15 protein-coding genes and 1 tRNA gene are annotated in these 16,337 nt (G+C 40.1%); 5 read left to right on the top strand and 11 right to left on the bottom strand.

Annotation, left to right across the window (positions count from 1 at the left end; translation table 11 throughout):
* Positions 1 to 39 precede the first annotated feature (39 nt).
* On the top strand, positions 40 to 1,605 hold the full coding sequence (locus I6E78_RS11885) for a S41 family peptidase (RefSeq protein ID WP_193038832.1): 1,566 nt from the start codon (positions 40 to 42) through the stop codon (positions 1,603 to 1,605).
* A gap of 3 nt (positions 1,606 to 1,608) precedes the next feature.
* Positions 1,609 to 1,992 carry a hypothetical protein gene (locus I6E78_RS11880; protein WP_011327001.1) on the top strand — a complete coding sequence of 128 codons (384 nt, stop codon included), beginning with the start codon at positions 1,609 to 1,611 and terminating at the stop codon, positions 1,990 to 1,992.
* Between the two features lie 70 nt (positions 1,993 to 2,062).
* Here the strand turns inward: I6E78_RS11880 and I6E78_RS11875 are convergent, their stop codons facing one another.
* The 4 genes from I6E78_RS11875 to I6E78_RS11860 all read right to left on the bottom strand — a co-directional run bounded on the left by I6E78_RS11875 (position 2,063) and on the right by I6E78_RS11860 (position 5,262).
* The gene (locus I6E78_RS11875) at positions 2,063 to 3,238 is read right to left on the bottom strand and encodes a mandelate racemase/muconate lactonizing enzyme family protein (protein WP_011327000.1); all 1,176 of its coding nucleotides are present in this window, start codon (positions 3,236 to 3,238) and stop codon (positions 2,063 to 2,065) included.
* 27 nt (positions 3,239 to 3,265) lie between these two features.
* Positions 3,266 to 4,033: a class II aldolase/adducin family protein gene (locus tag I6E78_RS11870; RefSeq protein WP_011326999.1), complete on the bottom strand. Its 768-nt coding sequence runs from the start codon at positions 4,031 to 4,033 to the stop codon at positions 3,266 to 3,268.
* Positions 4,034 to 4,224: 191 nt separating this feature from the next.
* Positions 4,225 to 4,548 carry a c-type cytochrome gene (locus I6E78_RS11865; RefSeq protein WP_011326998.1) on the bottom strand — a complete coding sequence of 108 codons (324 nt, stop codon included), beginning with the start codon at positions 4,546 to 4,548 and terminating at the stop codon, positions 4,225 to 4,227.
* A gap of 174 nt (positions 4,549 to 4,722) precedes the next feature.
* A complete protein-coding gene (locus tag I6E78_RS11860) occupies positions 4,723 to 5,262 on the bottom strand; it encodes a DUF2058 domain-containing protein (RefSeq protein WP_058372404.1) in 540 nt (179 codons plus the stop codon).
* Positions 5,263 to 5,524: 262 nt separating this feature from the next.
* Here I6E78_RS11860 and I6E78_RS11855 point away from each other — a divergent pair, with 262 nt between their 5' ends.
* Positions 5,525 to 6,673: an MFS transporter gene (locus tag I6E78_RS11855; RefSeq protein WP_197182579.1), complete on the top strand. Its 1,149-nt coding sequence runs from the start codon at positions 5,525 to 5,527 to the stop codon at positions 6,671 to 6,673.
* Here the strand turns inward: I6E78_RS11855 and I6E78_RS11850 are convergent.
* Entirely contained in the window at positions 6,640 to 7,140 is a 501-nt protein-coding gene (locus tag I6E78_RS11850) for a prolyl-tRNA synthetase associated domain-containing protein (protein WP_197182578.1), read from the bottom strand. The two genes, I6E78_RS11855 and I6E78_RS11850, sit on opposite strands and share 34 nt — an antisense overlap.
* Before the next feature lies 1 nt (position 7,141).
* Positions 7,142 to 7,528, bottom strand: a complete 387-nt coding sequence (locus I6E78_RS11845) for a hypothetical protein (protein WP_197182577.1) — start codon at positions 7,526 to 7,528, stop codon at positions 7,142 to 7,144.
* A gap of 167 nt (positions 7,529 to 7,695) precedes the next feature.
* On the opposite strand from I6E78_RS11845, the gene I6E78_RS11840 reads away from it, so the two are divergent.
* Positions 7,696 to 7,771: transfer RNA gene (locus tag I6E78_RS11840), tRNA-Ala, on the top strand.
* A gap of 245 nt (positions 7,772 to 8,016) precedes the next feature.
* Here the strand turns inward: I6E78_RS11840 and I6E78_RS11835 are convergent.
* Positions 8,017 to 9,264, bottom strand: a complete 1,248-nt coding sequence (locus tag I6E78_RS11835; RefSeq protein ID WP_058372401.1) for a glutamate-5-semialdehyde dehydrogenase — start codon at positions 9,262 to 9,264, stop codon at positions 8,017 to 8,019.
* Positions 9,261 to 10,367, bottom strand: coding sequence for a glutamate 5-kinase (proB, locus tag I6E78_RS11830; protein ID WP_011326992.1), 1,107 nt, complete (start codon positions 10,365 to 10,367; stop codon positions 9,261 to 9,263). Before proB ends, I6E78_RS11835 begins: the two co-directional genes overlap by 4 nt.
* 863 nt (positions 10,368 to 11,230) lie before the next feature.
* Between proB and I6E78_RS11825 the strand changes: the two genes are divergently transcribed.
* Positions 11,231 to 13,078: a cation:proton antiporter gene (locus I6E78_RS11825; protein WP_058372400.1), complete on the top strand. Its 1,848-nt coding sequence runs from the start codon at positions 11,231 to 11,233 to the stop codon at positions 13,076 to 13,078.
* 80 nt (positions 13,079 to 13,158) lie between these two features.
* On the opposite strand, the gene I6E78_RS11820 is transcribed toward I6E78_RS11825, so the two are convergent.
* From I6E78_RS11820 to hflC, 3 genes are all read right to left on the bottom strand, one after another.
* Positions 13,159 to 13,797 (bottom strand): tetratricopeptide repeat protein, encoded by a 639-nt coding sequence (locus I6E78_RS11820; protein ID WP_197182576.1) that lies wholly within the window; start codon positions 13,795 to 13,797, stop codon positions 13,159 to 13,161.
* Between the two features lie 132 nt (positions 13,798 to 13,929).
* Positions 13,930 to 15,243, bottom strand: a complete 1,314-nt coding sequence (locus I6E78_RS11815; protein ID WP_011326988.1) for an adenylosuccinate synthase — start codon at positions 15,241 to 15,243, stop codon at positions 13,930 to 13,932.
* 211 nt (positions 15,244 to 15,454) lie between these two features.
* Entirely contained in the window at positions 15,455 to 16,333 is an 879-nt protein-coding gene (gene hflC, locus I6E78_RS11810) for a protease modulator HflC (RefSeq protein WP_011326987.1), read from the bottom strand.
* Positions 16,334 to 16,337: the final 4 nt, after the last annotated feature.

The following is a 16,337-nucleotide window of genomic DNA, read 5'->3' as shown; positions in this document are numbered from 1 at the left end:
CTATATTTAAATTAATCGTTTAAAAATAGAGCTTCTTATATGCACTCTAAAATTCGTGACAAAAAAACAACAACACTCGCTTCCTTAGCACTGCTTAGCGTTTTATCTGGGTGTGGTGGCGGTAGCGATAGCGAGGGCCTTACTCCTAATAGCAATACCAATAGCTGGAGCGCAGGGGTATTTGCCAGTGCCAGCCAATTTAAAGGACAATGCCAAGCAAGTAATGAAAAAAACTGGCTGCGTTCGTGGAGTAACGAAACCTACCTTTGGTACGATGAGATAATAGATACCGATCCAGCGCTTACAAGCGGCGTAGTTGCTTATTTTAACACCTTAAAAACCAATGAACTGACCGATTCGGGCGCTAAAAAAGATAACTACCACTTTAACTTACCTACCGATGAGTGGCAGCGCCAAAGTCAATCAGGGGTAACCTATGGCTATGGCTTTAATATAAAAATACTTGCTCGCAGCGCGCCACGCCAAGCCGTTATTAGCTATACCGAGCCAAATACACCTGCGAGTAATCAAAACCTTGCTCGTGGCTTTGAACTTGTTGCAGTAGATGGCATTGATTTTGTAAATACGACTTCCAGCAGTGAAGTTGCTCTTATTAGTGCAAGTTTGTTTCCTGAGCAAACAGGTAAAACGACCGAGTTTGTATTTAAAGACATAAATACTAACCAAAACCGTACCGTAACACTCACCTCGCAAAATATTACCTCGCAACCGGTAGTCAATGTGCGTACCGACTTAGCCGATGGCGATGTGGGTTATTTTCAGTTTAATAGCCATAATGCGATTGCTGAAGATCAGCTCTACAATGCATTTAACCAATTTGCAGCAAGTAACATTAAAGACTTAGTGATTGACGTACGCTATAACGGCGGCGGCTTTTTACAAATGGCCAGCCAAGTAGCCTATATGATTGCGGGCCGCGCGAACACCCAAGGAAAAGTGTTTGAGCGTACTGTTTTTAACGATAAAAATCCAAATACCAACCCGGTAACTGGGCAAACACTTAGCCCAATGCCGTTTACTAATCAGTTTGTGGGATTTGCTGATAACCCTGCAACTGTGCCCGGTAGCGCACTGCCAACATTAAACCTAAACCGCGTATTTGTTCTCACGACTAGCAGCACCTGTTCAGCAAGCGAAGCCATTATTAATGGTCTGCGCGGCGCCGACATTGAAGTGATCCAGATAGGCTCTGGTACCTGTGGCAAGCCTTATGGCTTTTATCCTACCGATAACTGCGCAACCACCTATTTTACCATTCAGTTTAGCGGTATAAATAATAAAGGTTTTGGCGAGTATGCTGATGGCTTTGCGCCAAAAAACACTATTGATAACGCTTTTCAACCCGTATTATTAAATGGTTGTGCGCTTGCCGATGACTTTTCTCAGCCATTAGGTAATGCCAATGAAGCACTGCTTAAAACAGCGCTTAACTATCGAAATACCGGTAGTTGCCCTGCGCCAAGCTCCATAAACAGTAAACAAGGTTTTGCACCTGCTATTACAACTGATTCGCCTGAAGTAAAAGATACGCGAATTCAAACCTTGCTTGAGCAAAATACTATTCTTAGCGATAACATGAGATAAACCATGAAAGTACGCCGACTTACAGTAATCGCATTTATAACAACCGCACTCAGCGGCTGCTTAGCACAAAGCGCTGAGCCAACTCCTAAGCTGCAGCATGCGCTATTAGTAACACCTAATAGCATAGCAGTAGCTAATGCTATTGCCAGCTTACTGCATAGCTCACAAGTGCAATTAGCCGATGATGTATTTACTACTAACAGTACTGTGACGCTCGATAAACTCAACCATAAAGACTCTATGGGTAATCCTATTATGGGTAAGCAGCTTAATATGCCCGACCAGTTTGAGTTAATGATTAAAGGCAAGCAATGCTTTGTTCGCCATCTTGATAGCAAAGCAACGCAGCAGTTAAAAGGCGTGCAGTGTAAAATTAATCAGCTATAACAATAACGCCAAATAGCAAAAGCCGCGTAGTGAGCTATCACTACGCGGCTTTTTAATCTGTATGCTAAAACTATTTAATTTCTACACGCTGCGAGCGCATTACAATCTCATCGTTTAATTCAATACCAATACCTGGCTCTTCCGACACTTGAAAAAAGCCATTTTTAGGTTGAGGATCTTGCAGACACAACTCACGGTTCCATTTTTTAATCGCATAAGTATGATGCTCATGAATTAAAAAGTTAGGAATGGCTGTTTCTAAATGCAGTGAAGCTGCAGTCGCTACTGGCCCGCCGCATACATGCGCTTGAATGCGCACATCAAAAATATCGGCGTAGTCACACACTTTTTTCGTTTCGGTAAAACCACCACATAAACCAATATCGGGTTGCAATACATTAATACTTTGATCTTCTAAGTATGGGCGTACACCCCAGCGGTTATACAAGCGTTCACCACCAGCAATTGGCACGGCTACTTTATCAGCCACTTTGGCATGCAATGAATGGTTTAAATAGTTAACGGGTTCTTCAAAAAACATGCAATCGAATTCTTTCGCTATTTCACCCAATTGAATAGCCGAAGTCACCCCTGGTAAGCTATGGCATTCAAAAATAATATCAACTTCATCGCCTACCGCTTCACGTATAGCTTGCATACGCGCACGATACAACTTCATTTCAGCCCGGGAAATAATATTAGTGCGGTCGTAGTAAGTATTACCGTCTTTATCGTACTGAATTGGGTCTACTTTTACTGCATCGTAACCTTCGGCAACCGCTTTTAAAGCCGCTTCGGCGTATTCTTGCGGCTGCACTAATGCTTTAAACTCGCTATCCCAATCAAACTGTAGTTGCGATGCATAAGTGCGTAATTTGTCGTTAACCTTACCACCAAGTAGTTGATACACAGGTACACCCAGTGCTTTACCTTTAATATCCCACAGGGCAGTATCAATCGCACTCATTGCAGCATATACAACAGGCCCGCCACCTAAACCCCAAAAGCTTTCACGTAGCATACGCGACCACAGCTTTTCGGTTTGAAACGGATCGTGGCCAATTAAAAATGCATCGGCCATTTCTTTGATCATAGCGGCAGCAGCACTGTGGCCTAAATCATATGCAAGGCCCGCTTCACCCACACCACTAATGCCTTCATCAGTATGAATACGTACAAATACTGGAGTCCAAGCAGGACGATCTGGGCAATGAATATCAAACACTTCAACGCGATTTACTTTCATTAATATTCCTTATTAACCTTTAAATGGTTATTTTGCAAAACTAGGATCAAGTCGGTACGCTTTGCGCAGCATAGCTGGCCACGCTAACTGCCCGCCAGTACTACCACTGTGCACTACATTTGCTTGATTATAAATATTGTCGATTATAGGCTGCGGGACGCTAATAGCCTGCTGCGAACTGGCTTGAATAGCGAGCTGTATTTCACAGGCGCGCTGTAAATCATAAAAGCGCATAAAAGCATCGCCCACCGTTGGCCCCACTGTTAAGCCACCGTGGTTAACTAACAACATATGGTTAGTATTGCCTAAATCATCTTGTAAGCGTTTTCGTTCATCATCGTTAACCGCTAACCCTTCGTAACCATGATACGAAAGCGACGGCAAAGAGAACATGGAATACTGACTTAGTGGCAATAAGCCATTTTTTTGTGTAGCAACAGCTATGGTTTCTTTCGTGTGTAAATGAATCACACAATGCGCATCGTCGCGTACTTCGTGAATTGCGCTATGAATAGTAAAGCCAGCTGGATTAATATTAAAAGGCGTGTCGTCAATAATATTGCCGCTTAAATCTACTTTAACTAAGTTAGAAGCGCTGATTTCATCAAAGGTTAAACCAAAGGCATTCACTAAGTAATGATCACTGCCCGGTATCCGCGCTGATAAATGCGTGTAAATTAAATCGCCCCAACGAAAATGATCCACCAACCTATAACAGGCGGCTAGATCAACTCGTAGCTGCCATTCTTGTGCTGATACTTTATTTTTTAAATCGAGCTGGGGTAAATCAAACATAATAAGCCTTTAAATACACATAAGATCAATTGAGCAATAGATGTTTAGAAGTCTAAATTAGTATTTAGGTTATAGCAATCAGGAAATTAAAGACTTACATCCCCGACATAAATGACGGGGTTTTTCATCAGGAAATAAAACAGCCACACTAGGTGTGGCTGTTTTTTAATAAAAATAATTAACTGCGTTTATTATTTTACGTTTGCAAGGTAATCAGCAATTGCAGCAAACTCTTCATCTGTTACGGTTGCTACCATAGCTTTCATAGCCATAGACATACCATTACTGCGCGCACCTGATTTAATGTCTTTCATTTGTGCAACTAAATAGTCTTTATTTTGACCATTTAATTTAGGGTACATGCCCATAATAGGTGCCTTACCTTCTGCGCCGTGACACGTTTGGCAGTTTTTAGCAGTGTAAAGTGCAGCACCATCTGCAGCAGCTGCATTAAATGACAAGCTTGCGGCTAAACTAATACCCGCGCCTAATAAAAGTGTTTTAATTTTGCTCATTGTATTTACTCTTCTTTTTTGACGGTTAAAAAACTGTTCTGGTGATTGTAGTCAACAACACTATAAAAAGCATACGTAACTAATAGCATTTGACGATCAATCAGAACAAATACATGTACAGCTCATTTAAGTTAACTTTAGCAAAAATTAAATGAGTCTACACTTAACTAAAATTTACCACGTTAAATCATCTGGTATTTCAAAATCGGCGTATGGATCGTCTTCGTCTTTTTCTTTGCTTTCTGGCTCAACATGAAAAACAATATAATGTTCATCTACTTCAGCTACTTTACGTGCCGGTTCGTCTTCTAATACGTAAAATCGGCCTTCGAGCACACAAATAGCTAAGCGACCACCCGATAACGCTTTTTGCGTTCTTTCGTTTACTTCAATGCTCTTTACTTTGTTTTCGTAAGTAAAGTTAAAAGTACGCTCACCACGTATTGCTTCTTGGTTATGGTGTTCTAAAATTTGTTTAACACGGGCACTTTGCTCGCGCTGCTTTAAACTACCTTGGCGTGCCTGGTTAAGCTCTTCTGCTTTTTGTTGCTGCTCAAGTTTTGTTTGTTGAATATGCTTTTGTAAATCGCTAGGGTTACTGGTTGCACCCTTTTTTTGCTTTTTTTGCTGCTTACGCTTTTCTGATTTAGCAACTTTAGCTTTATGCGATGTTGTTAATCCTGCTTGGAGCAATTGCTCTTGAAGTGACCCCATGGCTCTATTCCACTAAAAACTAATATTAAGACTATTTTAATCACCAATGCCGGCAAATAACAGCGCTATCATCATTAATCTAACAAACGACGATAAAAACACCATGATTTAGCGCAAAGATGATAACTTTTTAGTAAACAATTACTCATTACAATTTATGGGCACACCAATAGTCGCTTAAAGTATTCGTTTTTAGATTATCAAACACAAGGGATTTTTAATATACTGCCACTTAACTATTAGTTACTCACCAAGCTATATAATGCGCTTACCTCACTTGCTGCTTTGCTCTGTATTTATTTTTTTTGTACTTTACGCTCCACAACCACTGCTTGGCTTATTTGCAGTTGAGTTTAGCGTTGCGCCCGCCGTTGCTGGCAGCTTAATGACTGCGGCTATGCTACCACTGGCTATTGCGCCTTTAGTGTATGGGTTGTTTTTAACTAAACGTAATCCTTTATTTATATTACGCATTGCTATGTTGTTATTGGGAGGATGCTGTTTATTATTTGTTTACGCCCCCACCTTTGAGCTGCTGTTATTGGTACGCTTTTTACAAGGCCTAATATTACCAGCGGCATTAACAGCCATGACCAGTTATATTGGCATGAGTTTTAGTGCCGATACACTGCAAAAAAATATGACAATCTACATTGGCAGCACCATAGTAGGCGGCTATTTTGGGCGTGTTCTGGCAGCTATTTTTAGCGATATATGGCACTGGCAAAGTTTTTATTATTTTATTGCCACCATGCTCATTTTGCTTGCGTGGAGTATTCCTCATACCCGCTTTAAAAGTAATAACGTTAAATCAATACTTTCACCTCTAGACTATATTAAACAACTGCGTGAAGGGCCGCTGCTAAAAGTGTATGGTGCGGTGTTTTGTATGTTTTTTTGCTTTGCCGCTTTACTTAATTATTTACCTTTTATTTTGCAAAATACTTTTTTGATCACTAATACTCGCGATATTGGCTTGGTTTACAGTGGGTATTTAATTGGTGCTTTAGCCTCTATTACAACGCCTTGGTTACTTAAAAAAGCGCCCTCGCCATGGCATTTATTAACGGCTATATTTTTGTTTTACAGTGTTAGTATTGTCATGTTAATGAGCCACCAGCTAATAGTATTTTTAGCCGCATTTACATTATTTTGCGGGGCTATGTTTGTGATTCACTCAACTGCGGCGCCCTTAGTGAATAAAATCAGTAAAGCACCACCAAGTGTTACTAATGGCGGGTATGTATCGTTTTATTACAGCGGCGGTGCACTTGGGTCGTTATTACCTGGAGTGATATACCAGCATCATGGGCAAACCGCATTTATGACTGCTTTATTGGCTGTTTGTCTATGCGGCTTGATGCTAATTATATGGGCTTACCTTGAGGGTAAAAATACTACGCGAGGCTGATGCTCAGTAAAGTTAAAAAACAGCTCTAAGTCTGCTTTATTAAGCAACCAGGTTTGGGTGTTTTCAAACGGATGACAATGAAATAACTCGCCTTGCCAAATATCTTGATCTAGCCAAACGCTTACCTCGTTTTGCTTGTCGTTCATTAGACTAAGCATAGATACACACCCAGGCGCTACTTTTAAGTAGCGCGCTAAACGCTCGCTTGAGGCAAATCCTAGCCGCGATAACCCTTGTTGTTTTGACAATATTTTTAAATCAAGTTGCTTGTCATGGGCGGTTATAACTAAAAAGTGCCGCTTACCTTCATTATCACGTAAAAATAAATTTTTAAGTCGTGTACCCGGGCGCTCCACCATAAAGGCATCGGCATCTAAACTGCCATGTAATGGTGGGTGCTCTATCACCTCATAATTAATATTTAACTGCGCTAATAGCGCTGCTAACTTTGTTTTATCAGCTAACATACTACAAACAACGTCCTCTTAATTGCACACTTAAATCACGCCACAGTACCTCATTAATTTCATGCTTAGCGGGGCAATAGTTGCGTGTTTCAAGCTCTTTATTTAAAAATTCAACAGCTTGATCTTCTAACTGCAGTTTTAAAATACTCGACTCTTCAAAATGCTCTTGCGCTGCAAAACGCTCAAAGTCACTGCGAGTGAACTTTTTATCTAAATTAATGTTCTGGCGACTTTTAGCCTTTACCGATACGACATAGGCAAATAGCTTATTTCCTTGCTCATCTTGCTTTTCATGAAACTGTTTATTATTTATTTCATAAGGTTGCTCGTCACTTGAGTTAGCACAGCCCACAAGCAGAACCATCAGTACTAAGGCATACTTTTTCATTTTTAATTGTCTTTTTACTGAATATTGTTGTTGAGTCTATCAAAATTTCATCTAAACGGTAAAATTAGTGAAAAAATACTTGACCTATTTTATAAAAAATCTTAAAGTTCGTCCCGCTTGAGAATCAGCAATCAAGCTTTTACGTAATATGTAAAATTTAGGAATGTGGGGCTATAGCTCAGCTGGGAGAGCGCCTGCCTTGCACGCAGGAGGTCAGCAGTTCGATCCTGCTTAGCTCCACCACTTTCCTACTCCCTCTTTAGTATTGCCTCAATGTCATCTATTTGTTTGTTATTTAATCTTAAGTTTCACTCTGTATTCCAATCCAAAAATATACGCCATATAGTTAAAACTAACGCTATTGCACGCTTTTTAATTTTACTGGCTAGCGCGAAAGTAGAGCCTAAGTTAATTTATTGCACAAAAAAGCCGAGCTGCAGCTCGGCTTTTGAAATTCATAATATGTTTTGTCCTGAAATAAACTAAGTTTATTCGCGGATCTGACCGTCGCCATTAACTAAATACTTTTCAGTAGTTAGTGACTCAAGGCCCATAGGTCCGTAAGCATGTAGCTTAGACGTTGCAATACCAATCTCGGCACCTAAGCCCAGTTGTGAACCATCTGAAAAACGCGATGAAGCGTTAACAGTTACTACCGAAGCATCAATACTACGTTGGAATAACTCTGCCGTAGCAGCGTTTTTAGTACAAATTACTTCTGTATGATGCGAACCAAATTGCGCTATGTGCTCTACAGCTGCGGCAAAACTTGGAACTACGCGAATGGCTATTTCTAAATCTAAATACTCTTCACCAAACTCATCGTCGCCCAGTACTGTTGCATTGTCAAAATACGTAGCTGCTTGGCTATCGGCATTAATTTTAACACCTTCTTGACGTAACACTACCGCACACAAGTTTAAAAACTCATCGGCAATATCTTGATGTACAACTAAGCCTTCTAAAGCATTACACACACCGGTACGTTGCGTTTTACCATTAAGCAGTAGGTTAATTGCCACTTCAAGATCGGCGTCTTTATCTACATACAAATGACATACACCTTTAAAGTGTTGGATCACTGGAATTGTGCTGTTTTCGGTTACAAAGTTTATTAACCCTTCACCACCACGGGGTATAATTAAATCAATGCTGTCACGTTGCTGCATTAATTCCATTAATAAGCCACGATCGGGGTCAGGAATTACCGAAATAAGTGCCTCAGGTAAATTATGCTTTGCTAGCACGCTGTGCATTACGCTAGCAATTGCTTGTGAGCTTTTAAGTGCTTCTTTACCGCCGCGTAAAATTACGCTATTACCCGATTTAAAACACAATGCACCCGCATCTGCAGTTACATTAGGGCGCGCTTCGTAAATCATACAAACTACGCCTAGTGGTACGCGCATTTTACGAATTTTAATGCCATTTGGGCGTTCGGTAATATCGCGTAGCTGACCAACCGGATCATCTAAGCTTACAATCACTTCGATGCCTTCAGCCATTGCTTCTACACGTTCATCGTTAAGCGTTAGACGGTCGACCATTGCGGCTGCTAAGTTATTGTCGCGTGCCGCGGCTAAATCGCTTTCGTTCTCTTTAATAATAAATGCTTTTTCTGCACGCAGTGCTGCAGCCATGTCCAATAGCACTTTATTTTTTGTCTCGGTATCGAGTAACGCTAACTGATGAGCAGCTTTTGCTGCCTGGCGTGAAATATCCGTAATTAAACTCATGACTTCTCCAATAATGCGATATGTTTTTCAGATATAACAGGTCCAATTGAGTCCTGCATTTTTTCGCTGAATTCACTCTGTTCGTTGTCAGCAATAAAGCTCAACAAACAGCTACTATAATTTGCGGTTGCTTTGGCTAAACGCGTACCATCTTCACTACGTACTAAAATAGTGTCACCAATTGCGAACTCGCCATGCACGGCCATTATTTCATCGCCACGAATACAGCCTGTTTCGCCTTCGAGTGACTTGTCAAACGAGCCATCTACAACAACTTCACCCTGCTCATTTGCAGTGTGCGTCATCCAATGTACAGAATCTTGCATTGGTTTTTCGTATGGTAAGAAAATAGTCCCAGGGTTTTCACCTGCAAGTAAACGCGTAAATGTCTCTTCTTTAAAGCCGTTAATAATATAAGTTGAAATCCCATGTGAGGTTGCTTTTTCAGCCGCTTCAATTTTGGTTTTCATACCGCCTGTACCAACTGCGCTAGTTGCACATCCTGCCATAGCATAAATAGAGTCATCAATTGATTTTATTTCAGGCAGTAAAATAGCATCGTCATGCAAGTTAGGATTTTTATCATATAACCCATCCACATCTGAAAATATAAGCAGTGCATCTGCATCAGCAGCTGCTGCAACCATAGCAGATAAGTTATCGTTATCACCTACTTTTAGATCATCGGTTGTTACTGCATCATTTTCATTAATAATAGGTAACACGCCGTGCTCAAGCAAAGTAAATACAGTTTCGCGAATACTTTGATAGCGTTCATGATCACGTAAGTCACCGTGGGTTAATAATAATTGAGCTGATGGAAAGTCAAAAAACCTATCCCACATTGCTATCATTTCTGTTTGACCTGCGGCAGCCATTGCTTTTTTCATCACGACTGAACGTGCTGTATCTGATGGGAACAAATGTGCCCCCGCAGCAACTGAGCCTGACGAAACTAAAATAACTTCAATACCACGAGCACGACAGCGAACAATAAACTGTGCAATGGTTAATATGTAACGTGAACGGCAGCCATCTTGATCCGGTGCAATTAAAGCACTACCTACTTTAAGTACTATACGTCGCCAATTTAACTTATTCATAAATGTTCAACTTTCCATTTTATTTGCGCTCATGCAATGTGATGAGCTAAAACTAGTTAGCTAGGTTTAAAACATAGCTTCGAATTTGGTTTATCATTTAAAAACACTTTTTTACACACGCAAAGCGACTCTATCTAAAACTGTTGTTATAGATTTAAGCGCAAGTACTAAATAGCAACAACTCAACGGTGTTGAATAGTACTAACAAAAAATTTAAAAAGTGTTGTTTATGTATCGCTGCAAAAGCTGTGTGTGGCTTTTTTATTAACAACATACATAGAGCCTCTTAAGTCAGATACACCAACAGATAGGGTGATGACTTAAGGACCGAGATTTAACCGCCACGATGGGGGCTAAATATTGAAAGGTAATAATTCAACTCAAACCTTTATTTATTTAAATAGTTAAATAAACTTGTTTAGCAAAATCATACCAAAGAGTTCGGTAAATGATATTTATACTGCTCAAACCCTTAAATCACTACAAAACAGTATTATACCGCTTTAAAGTGACTCTAATATTAATAAGTTATTATTTTAAAATAACCACTTAATTAGATGACTAATTGTTTGAACACGAAGTATAATACGCTAAAACTGCAGGTAAAATCAAGGTTAAAATTCAAACCAAGTAAAATACAGCTTATTTTACGAACTGTTTTTGTATTAATTATCAGAAAGTTAAACCCTTTTTATAGGGTATTTATTAAAATTACTGATAAAATAACAGACTTCAAAACCCGTAATATCTGATAAACAGCTAAAATTCTATTAGCAAAATTTAACTTATCCGTGTATACCCCTGTATTATAATTAACATAAGTTATACTTTTATCTATCATATCCACAAGGAATTCTTATTCTATGTCAGCAATTTATATAGCCGGTATCGCACTTTGCTCTGTGCTTGCCCAGTGGGTAGCATGGGCGTTTAGAGTCCCTGCTATTCTGTTTTTGTTGCTTACAGGACTATTATTAGGGCCATTTACTGGCGTACTAGATCCTGACGCCCTTTTAGGCGATTTACTCTTTCCTGTTGTGTCACTTAGCGTTGCTATAATTTTATTTGAAGGCTCTCTTACCCTGCACTTCAGAGAATTAAAAGGCATCAGTAAAGTGGTCAGAAACCTGTGCTCTATTGGCATGCTTACTACGTGTATAATCATTAGCTTTAGTGCTTATTGGCTATTAGAGCTTAACTGGCGAGTAGCTGCTGTGCTCGGCGCGGTACTTGTTGTAACGGGTCCTACTGTTATTGCCCCTTTGCTAAACTCTATGCGACCAACTCAAGACATCGACCGAATACTACGCTGGGAAGGCATTGTTATAGACCCTATTGGTGCTCTTTTTGCAGTATTAGTTTTTGAAGCAGTGATGTTGGTTGGCGAAGGTCAAATCTTTAGCCATACCATTATCGCGCTAGTTAAAACCTTAGGTGTAGGCTTAACAATTGGTGTTGTTGCCGGTTGGCTTACTACACAACTTATGCGCCGAGAGTGGTTACCCTTTGAGTTGCATAAGTTTGGTATTTTAGCCCTAGTGCTTATAAGTTTTTCCGTGTCTAATCACTTAAGCCATGAATCAGGTTTATTAGCGGTGACTGTATTTGGTATTTGGCTTGCTAACCAAGATGATTTAGAAATTGATTCGGTGCTTGAGTTTAAAGAAGATCTATCAATGATTTTAATCTCAACACTGTTTATTTTACTTGCAGCAAGGTTAGAACTCTCTGATTTAATGATGCTAGATAGTGACGTTTTTATATTTTTAGCTATTGTGCTATTTATTGCTCGCCCTGTGTGTATTGCAATATCGACTTTTGGTACTGACCTACCAATGAAGTCACGCCTAGTACTCGCTTGGATTGCGCCACGCGGTATTGTTGCCGCAGCTGTTGGCTCTGTATTTGCGCTGAGCATGATGGAAGCAGGTGTTGCTGATGCAGAAAAAATGGTGCCACTCATATTTACCGTTATTATTATTACCGTGGTGCTACAAAGCCTAACTGCCATCCCTTTAGCTAAACTGCTTGGTGTACGTCAACCATCACCAAGTACCATTTTAATTATTGGCGCAAACCATGTGTCGCGGGCTATTGCGCGTGGCTTAAAAGATCAAAATATTCCTGTGCACTTATCTGACCCTGCATGGGAAAACTGTAAAATGGCCCGTATGGATGGTTTGCCTTGTTACTACGGTAATCCGCAATCTGAACATGCTGAGCGTTACTTGCCTTTAACCACTATTCGTAGTGTGTTGGCACTGTCACCAAATCGCCATCACAATGCGCTAGGTGTACAATATTTTTCTCACTTACTTAATGATAAAAATGTGTTTTCGCTACGTTCATCTTCATCGCATGCTAAAGCGAATAAAGACAGTGCGACTTTCTTATCGCGCCAAATTTTATTTGGTGAAAATGGCTCTTATGCACGCTTAAGCAGTGTGATAGCAAAAGGCGGGAAAGTAAGTGCTACCCGTATTTCTGATGAGTTTAGCTGGGAGCAATATCAAGAAATGAACCCAGAGGCAATTCCACTGTTTATTCTCAAAGGGGATAAAGATGGCGATGACGATGCGCCAGTTAAACTTAGACCCTTTACCAGTGATATGGAAAAGCCACCGCAAGAAGGTGAGCGCATTGTTGCTTTGCAACCGGCTAAAATATCACTACTAAAAGATTCACAAGCAAAAGCTAAAGAAGAAAGTTAACACTTTTGTTAGCTTTTAATGTAAAGGCCTAACTCGCAAGAGTTAGGCCTTTTTAGTGTGTTTTTGGTATATCAATATGCTTACATGGGTAGGCGAGCACGAGCCACAACGCTGGCTGGCATTTTTTCAGCTAACTGAGCTAATAAACGCTCAATTTTTCTATGCGTATTGGCATCTGCGACCTTGGTATTAAATAACCAACGATACATATCCTCAAAGTCGCGTGGACTGCCATAGCCTTGGTTAAATAGCTTAACTAAGCGAAACTGCGCTTTTAAATTTCCCTGCGATGACGCTTCACGCAAATAAGTGATTGCCATTGCTTTATCTTGTTGTACCAAACGCCCAATATCGTAGTAACGCCCTAACTGTTCTAAAGCCGCTGCTAAGCCCTGCTCAGCCGCTTTTTGCATATAGTACACACCTAACTCTACATCGCGATCAACACATACGTTATAGGCTAGCATATCGCCATATAAAAATTGATACGATGGTAATGCCATTTTATTGGCTCGCGCTTCTATATCTTGTACTAACTGGCAATCATCTGCCTTAACCCGAGCTAAGTGGGTGTTTTTATTAATTAGCGAAATTAACTCAGTCTCAGTATACAGTGGCACTGCTGCTGCCGTTTCCTCAGCTAAGCTATTGCTGCTCATCAATAAAGAGAATGTCATTAATGGTAATAACAAAACTGAATGACTAAAAAGTAACTGCATCTTCATCACTTATAAAAATAAACCTATTAAATACTATACAAAGATCGTTCCAAGATTAATATTTATACTCTATTGTTATTTTTAGACATAAAAAAAGCTGCATTAAGCAGCTTTTTTCAAGTCTAGCTGATATTAGGCAAACGGATTGCGAAGTATCATAGTTTCTACACGATCTGGACCAGTAGAAATAATATCAACAGGAACACCAGTTAGCTCTTCAATACGCTTAACGTAATCAATCGCTGCTTTTGGTAGACCATCAAGGCTAGTTACACCAACAGTATTTTCTGACCAACCTGGCATTTCTTCGTATATTGGCGTTACTTTTTCGTAACCTTCAGCTGCTAATGGCGTTACGTTAGTAACTGTGCCATCTTCAAGCTTATAACCAGTACAAATTTTAAGTGTTTCTAAGCCATCTAAAACATCAAGCTTAGTTAAACAAAAACCAGAAATACTATTGATTTGCACTGCACGACGCATTGCTACGGCATCTAACCAACCAGTACGACGAAGTCGACCAGTGGTTGCGCCAAACTCATGGCCTTTATCGCCTAAGTGCTTACCAACTGGGTCTTGCTTATCAAGGCCGTCGTAAAGCTCTGTAGGGAAAGGACCTGAACCAACACGTGTTGTATATGCTTTAATAATACCAAGCACATAATCAAGGTGTAGTGGGCCAAAACCAGCACCAGTAGCAACGCCACCAGCTGTAGTGTTAGAAGACGTTACATAAGGGTAAGTACCATGATCGATATCAAGTAATGTACCTTGTGCACCTTCAAACAAAATGTTGTCGCCAGCTAAACGCGTTTGATCTAAAAGCTCAGTAACATCAACAATCATCGCTTTTAAAATATCAGCAACGGCCATTGCGTCATCAAAGGTTTTCTGAAAATCAACAGCATCTACTTTATAGTAATTAACTAAAGTAAAGTTATGGTATTCAAGAACTTCTTCTAGTTTTGCTGCGAATAGTTCAGGATTAAATAAATCCCCTACGCGCAAACCACGACGTGCCACTTTATCTTCGTACGCAGGACCAATACCACGGCCAGTTGTACCAATTGGCTTATCACCACGTGCAGTTTCACGGGCTACATCTAATGCAACATGGAAAGGCAAAATTAATGGACATGCAGCACTGATTAAAAGACGCTCGCGTACAGGTACGCCACGTGCTTCTAACATGCCAATCTCTCTCATTAGCGCTTCTGGTGATAAAACAACACCATTACCAATCACACATTTAACATTGTCACGTAATACACCCGATGGAATAAGGTGCAGAACCGTCTTTTCACCGTCGATCACTAAGGTATGGCCAGCATTGTGCCCACCTTGATAACGAACTACTAAAGATGCTTTATCTGTAAGGAGGTCAACTACCTTACCCTTACCTTCGTCACCCCATTGGGTGCCTAATACAACAACGTTTTTACCCATTGTAACTTCACTTAAAAAAATTAGGACAAGATTTTACCAGAAAACAAAGCCAAAGTTCACCCCGTTTAGCTTATATTTTCCGCTCGTATATTTATATGTATAAATATTAACTAATAACCACATAGATAACAGTGGTTTAATGCATTAAATCTGTTTCAATAAAAAGCCCCACTAACGCGAGGCTTTTAAGATTTAAATATATTGGTTAGCTTTATTGTGCTGTAGCACCTTTCATATATTTAAAGAAGTCGCTATCTGGTGAAAGAACCATTACGTCTTGCTTGTTTTTAAAGGTTTGTTTATACGCCTCTAACGAACGAACAAAACTAAAAAACTCAGGATCTTTATTATACGCATTAGCATAAATAGCTGCTGCATCAGCATCACCTTGACCACGTACTGTACGTGAATTACGCTCAGCATCGGCAAGCATTACCGTTACACGACGATCAACGCCAGCACGAATTGTTTCGGCTTTTTCTTGACCTTCTGAACGATGCTCTTTAGCAACCGCAGTACGCTCAGCACGCATACGTTGATAAATCGAGCTGCTTACTTCTTGTGGTAAGTTTATTTGCTTAACACGCACGTCAAGCACTTCAATACCTAGCTCGCGGGCACTTTCAGAAGCTTGTACTAACGCCTCTTCCATTAACTCGCTACGCTCACCCGACACTATTTCACGAATAGTACGTGTACCAAAGTTAGTACGTAGACCGTTATTTACTTTTTGTTCTAGCAGCGTTTCAGCATATTGCTTGTCGCCACGAGCACGCAAGTAAAAAGCACTAAAGTCGTTAACACGCCATTTTACAAACGAATCAACAATTAAGTCTTTTTTCTCGCTCGTTACAAAGCGGTCTGGTGTACCATCAAGCGTTTGAATACGTGCATCAATACGACGTACTTGGCTAAAAAATGGTACTTTAAATTGTAAGCCTGGGCTGTACACTATGGCTTGATCATCACTGTCTTTTTGTACTTTACTGAATAACAAAACAATTGCTTTTTGCCCTTCAGGTACAACAAAAACAGACGAGAAAGACATTACAATGGCAGCTAATAGTATGACTAAACTAAAGTTTTTCATTATT

It is taken from the genome of Pseudoalteromonas sp. NZS127, assembly GCF_015864805.1.
GTDB lineage: Bacteria > Pseudomonadota > Gammaproteobacteria > Enterobacterales > Alteromonadaceae > Pseudoalteromonas > Pseudoalteromonas nigrifaciens.
Note: the sequence above shows the minus strand (reverse complement) of the source record. Positions and strands in the feature narration are given on the sequence as shown.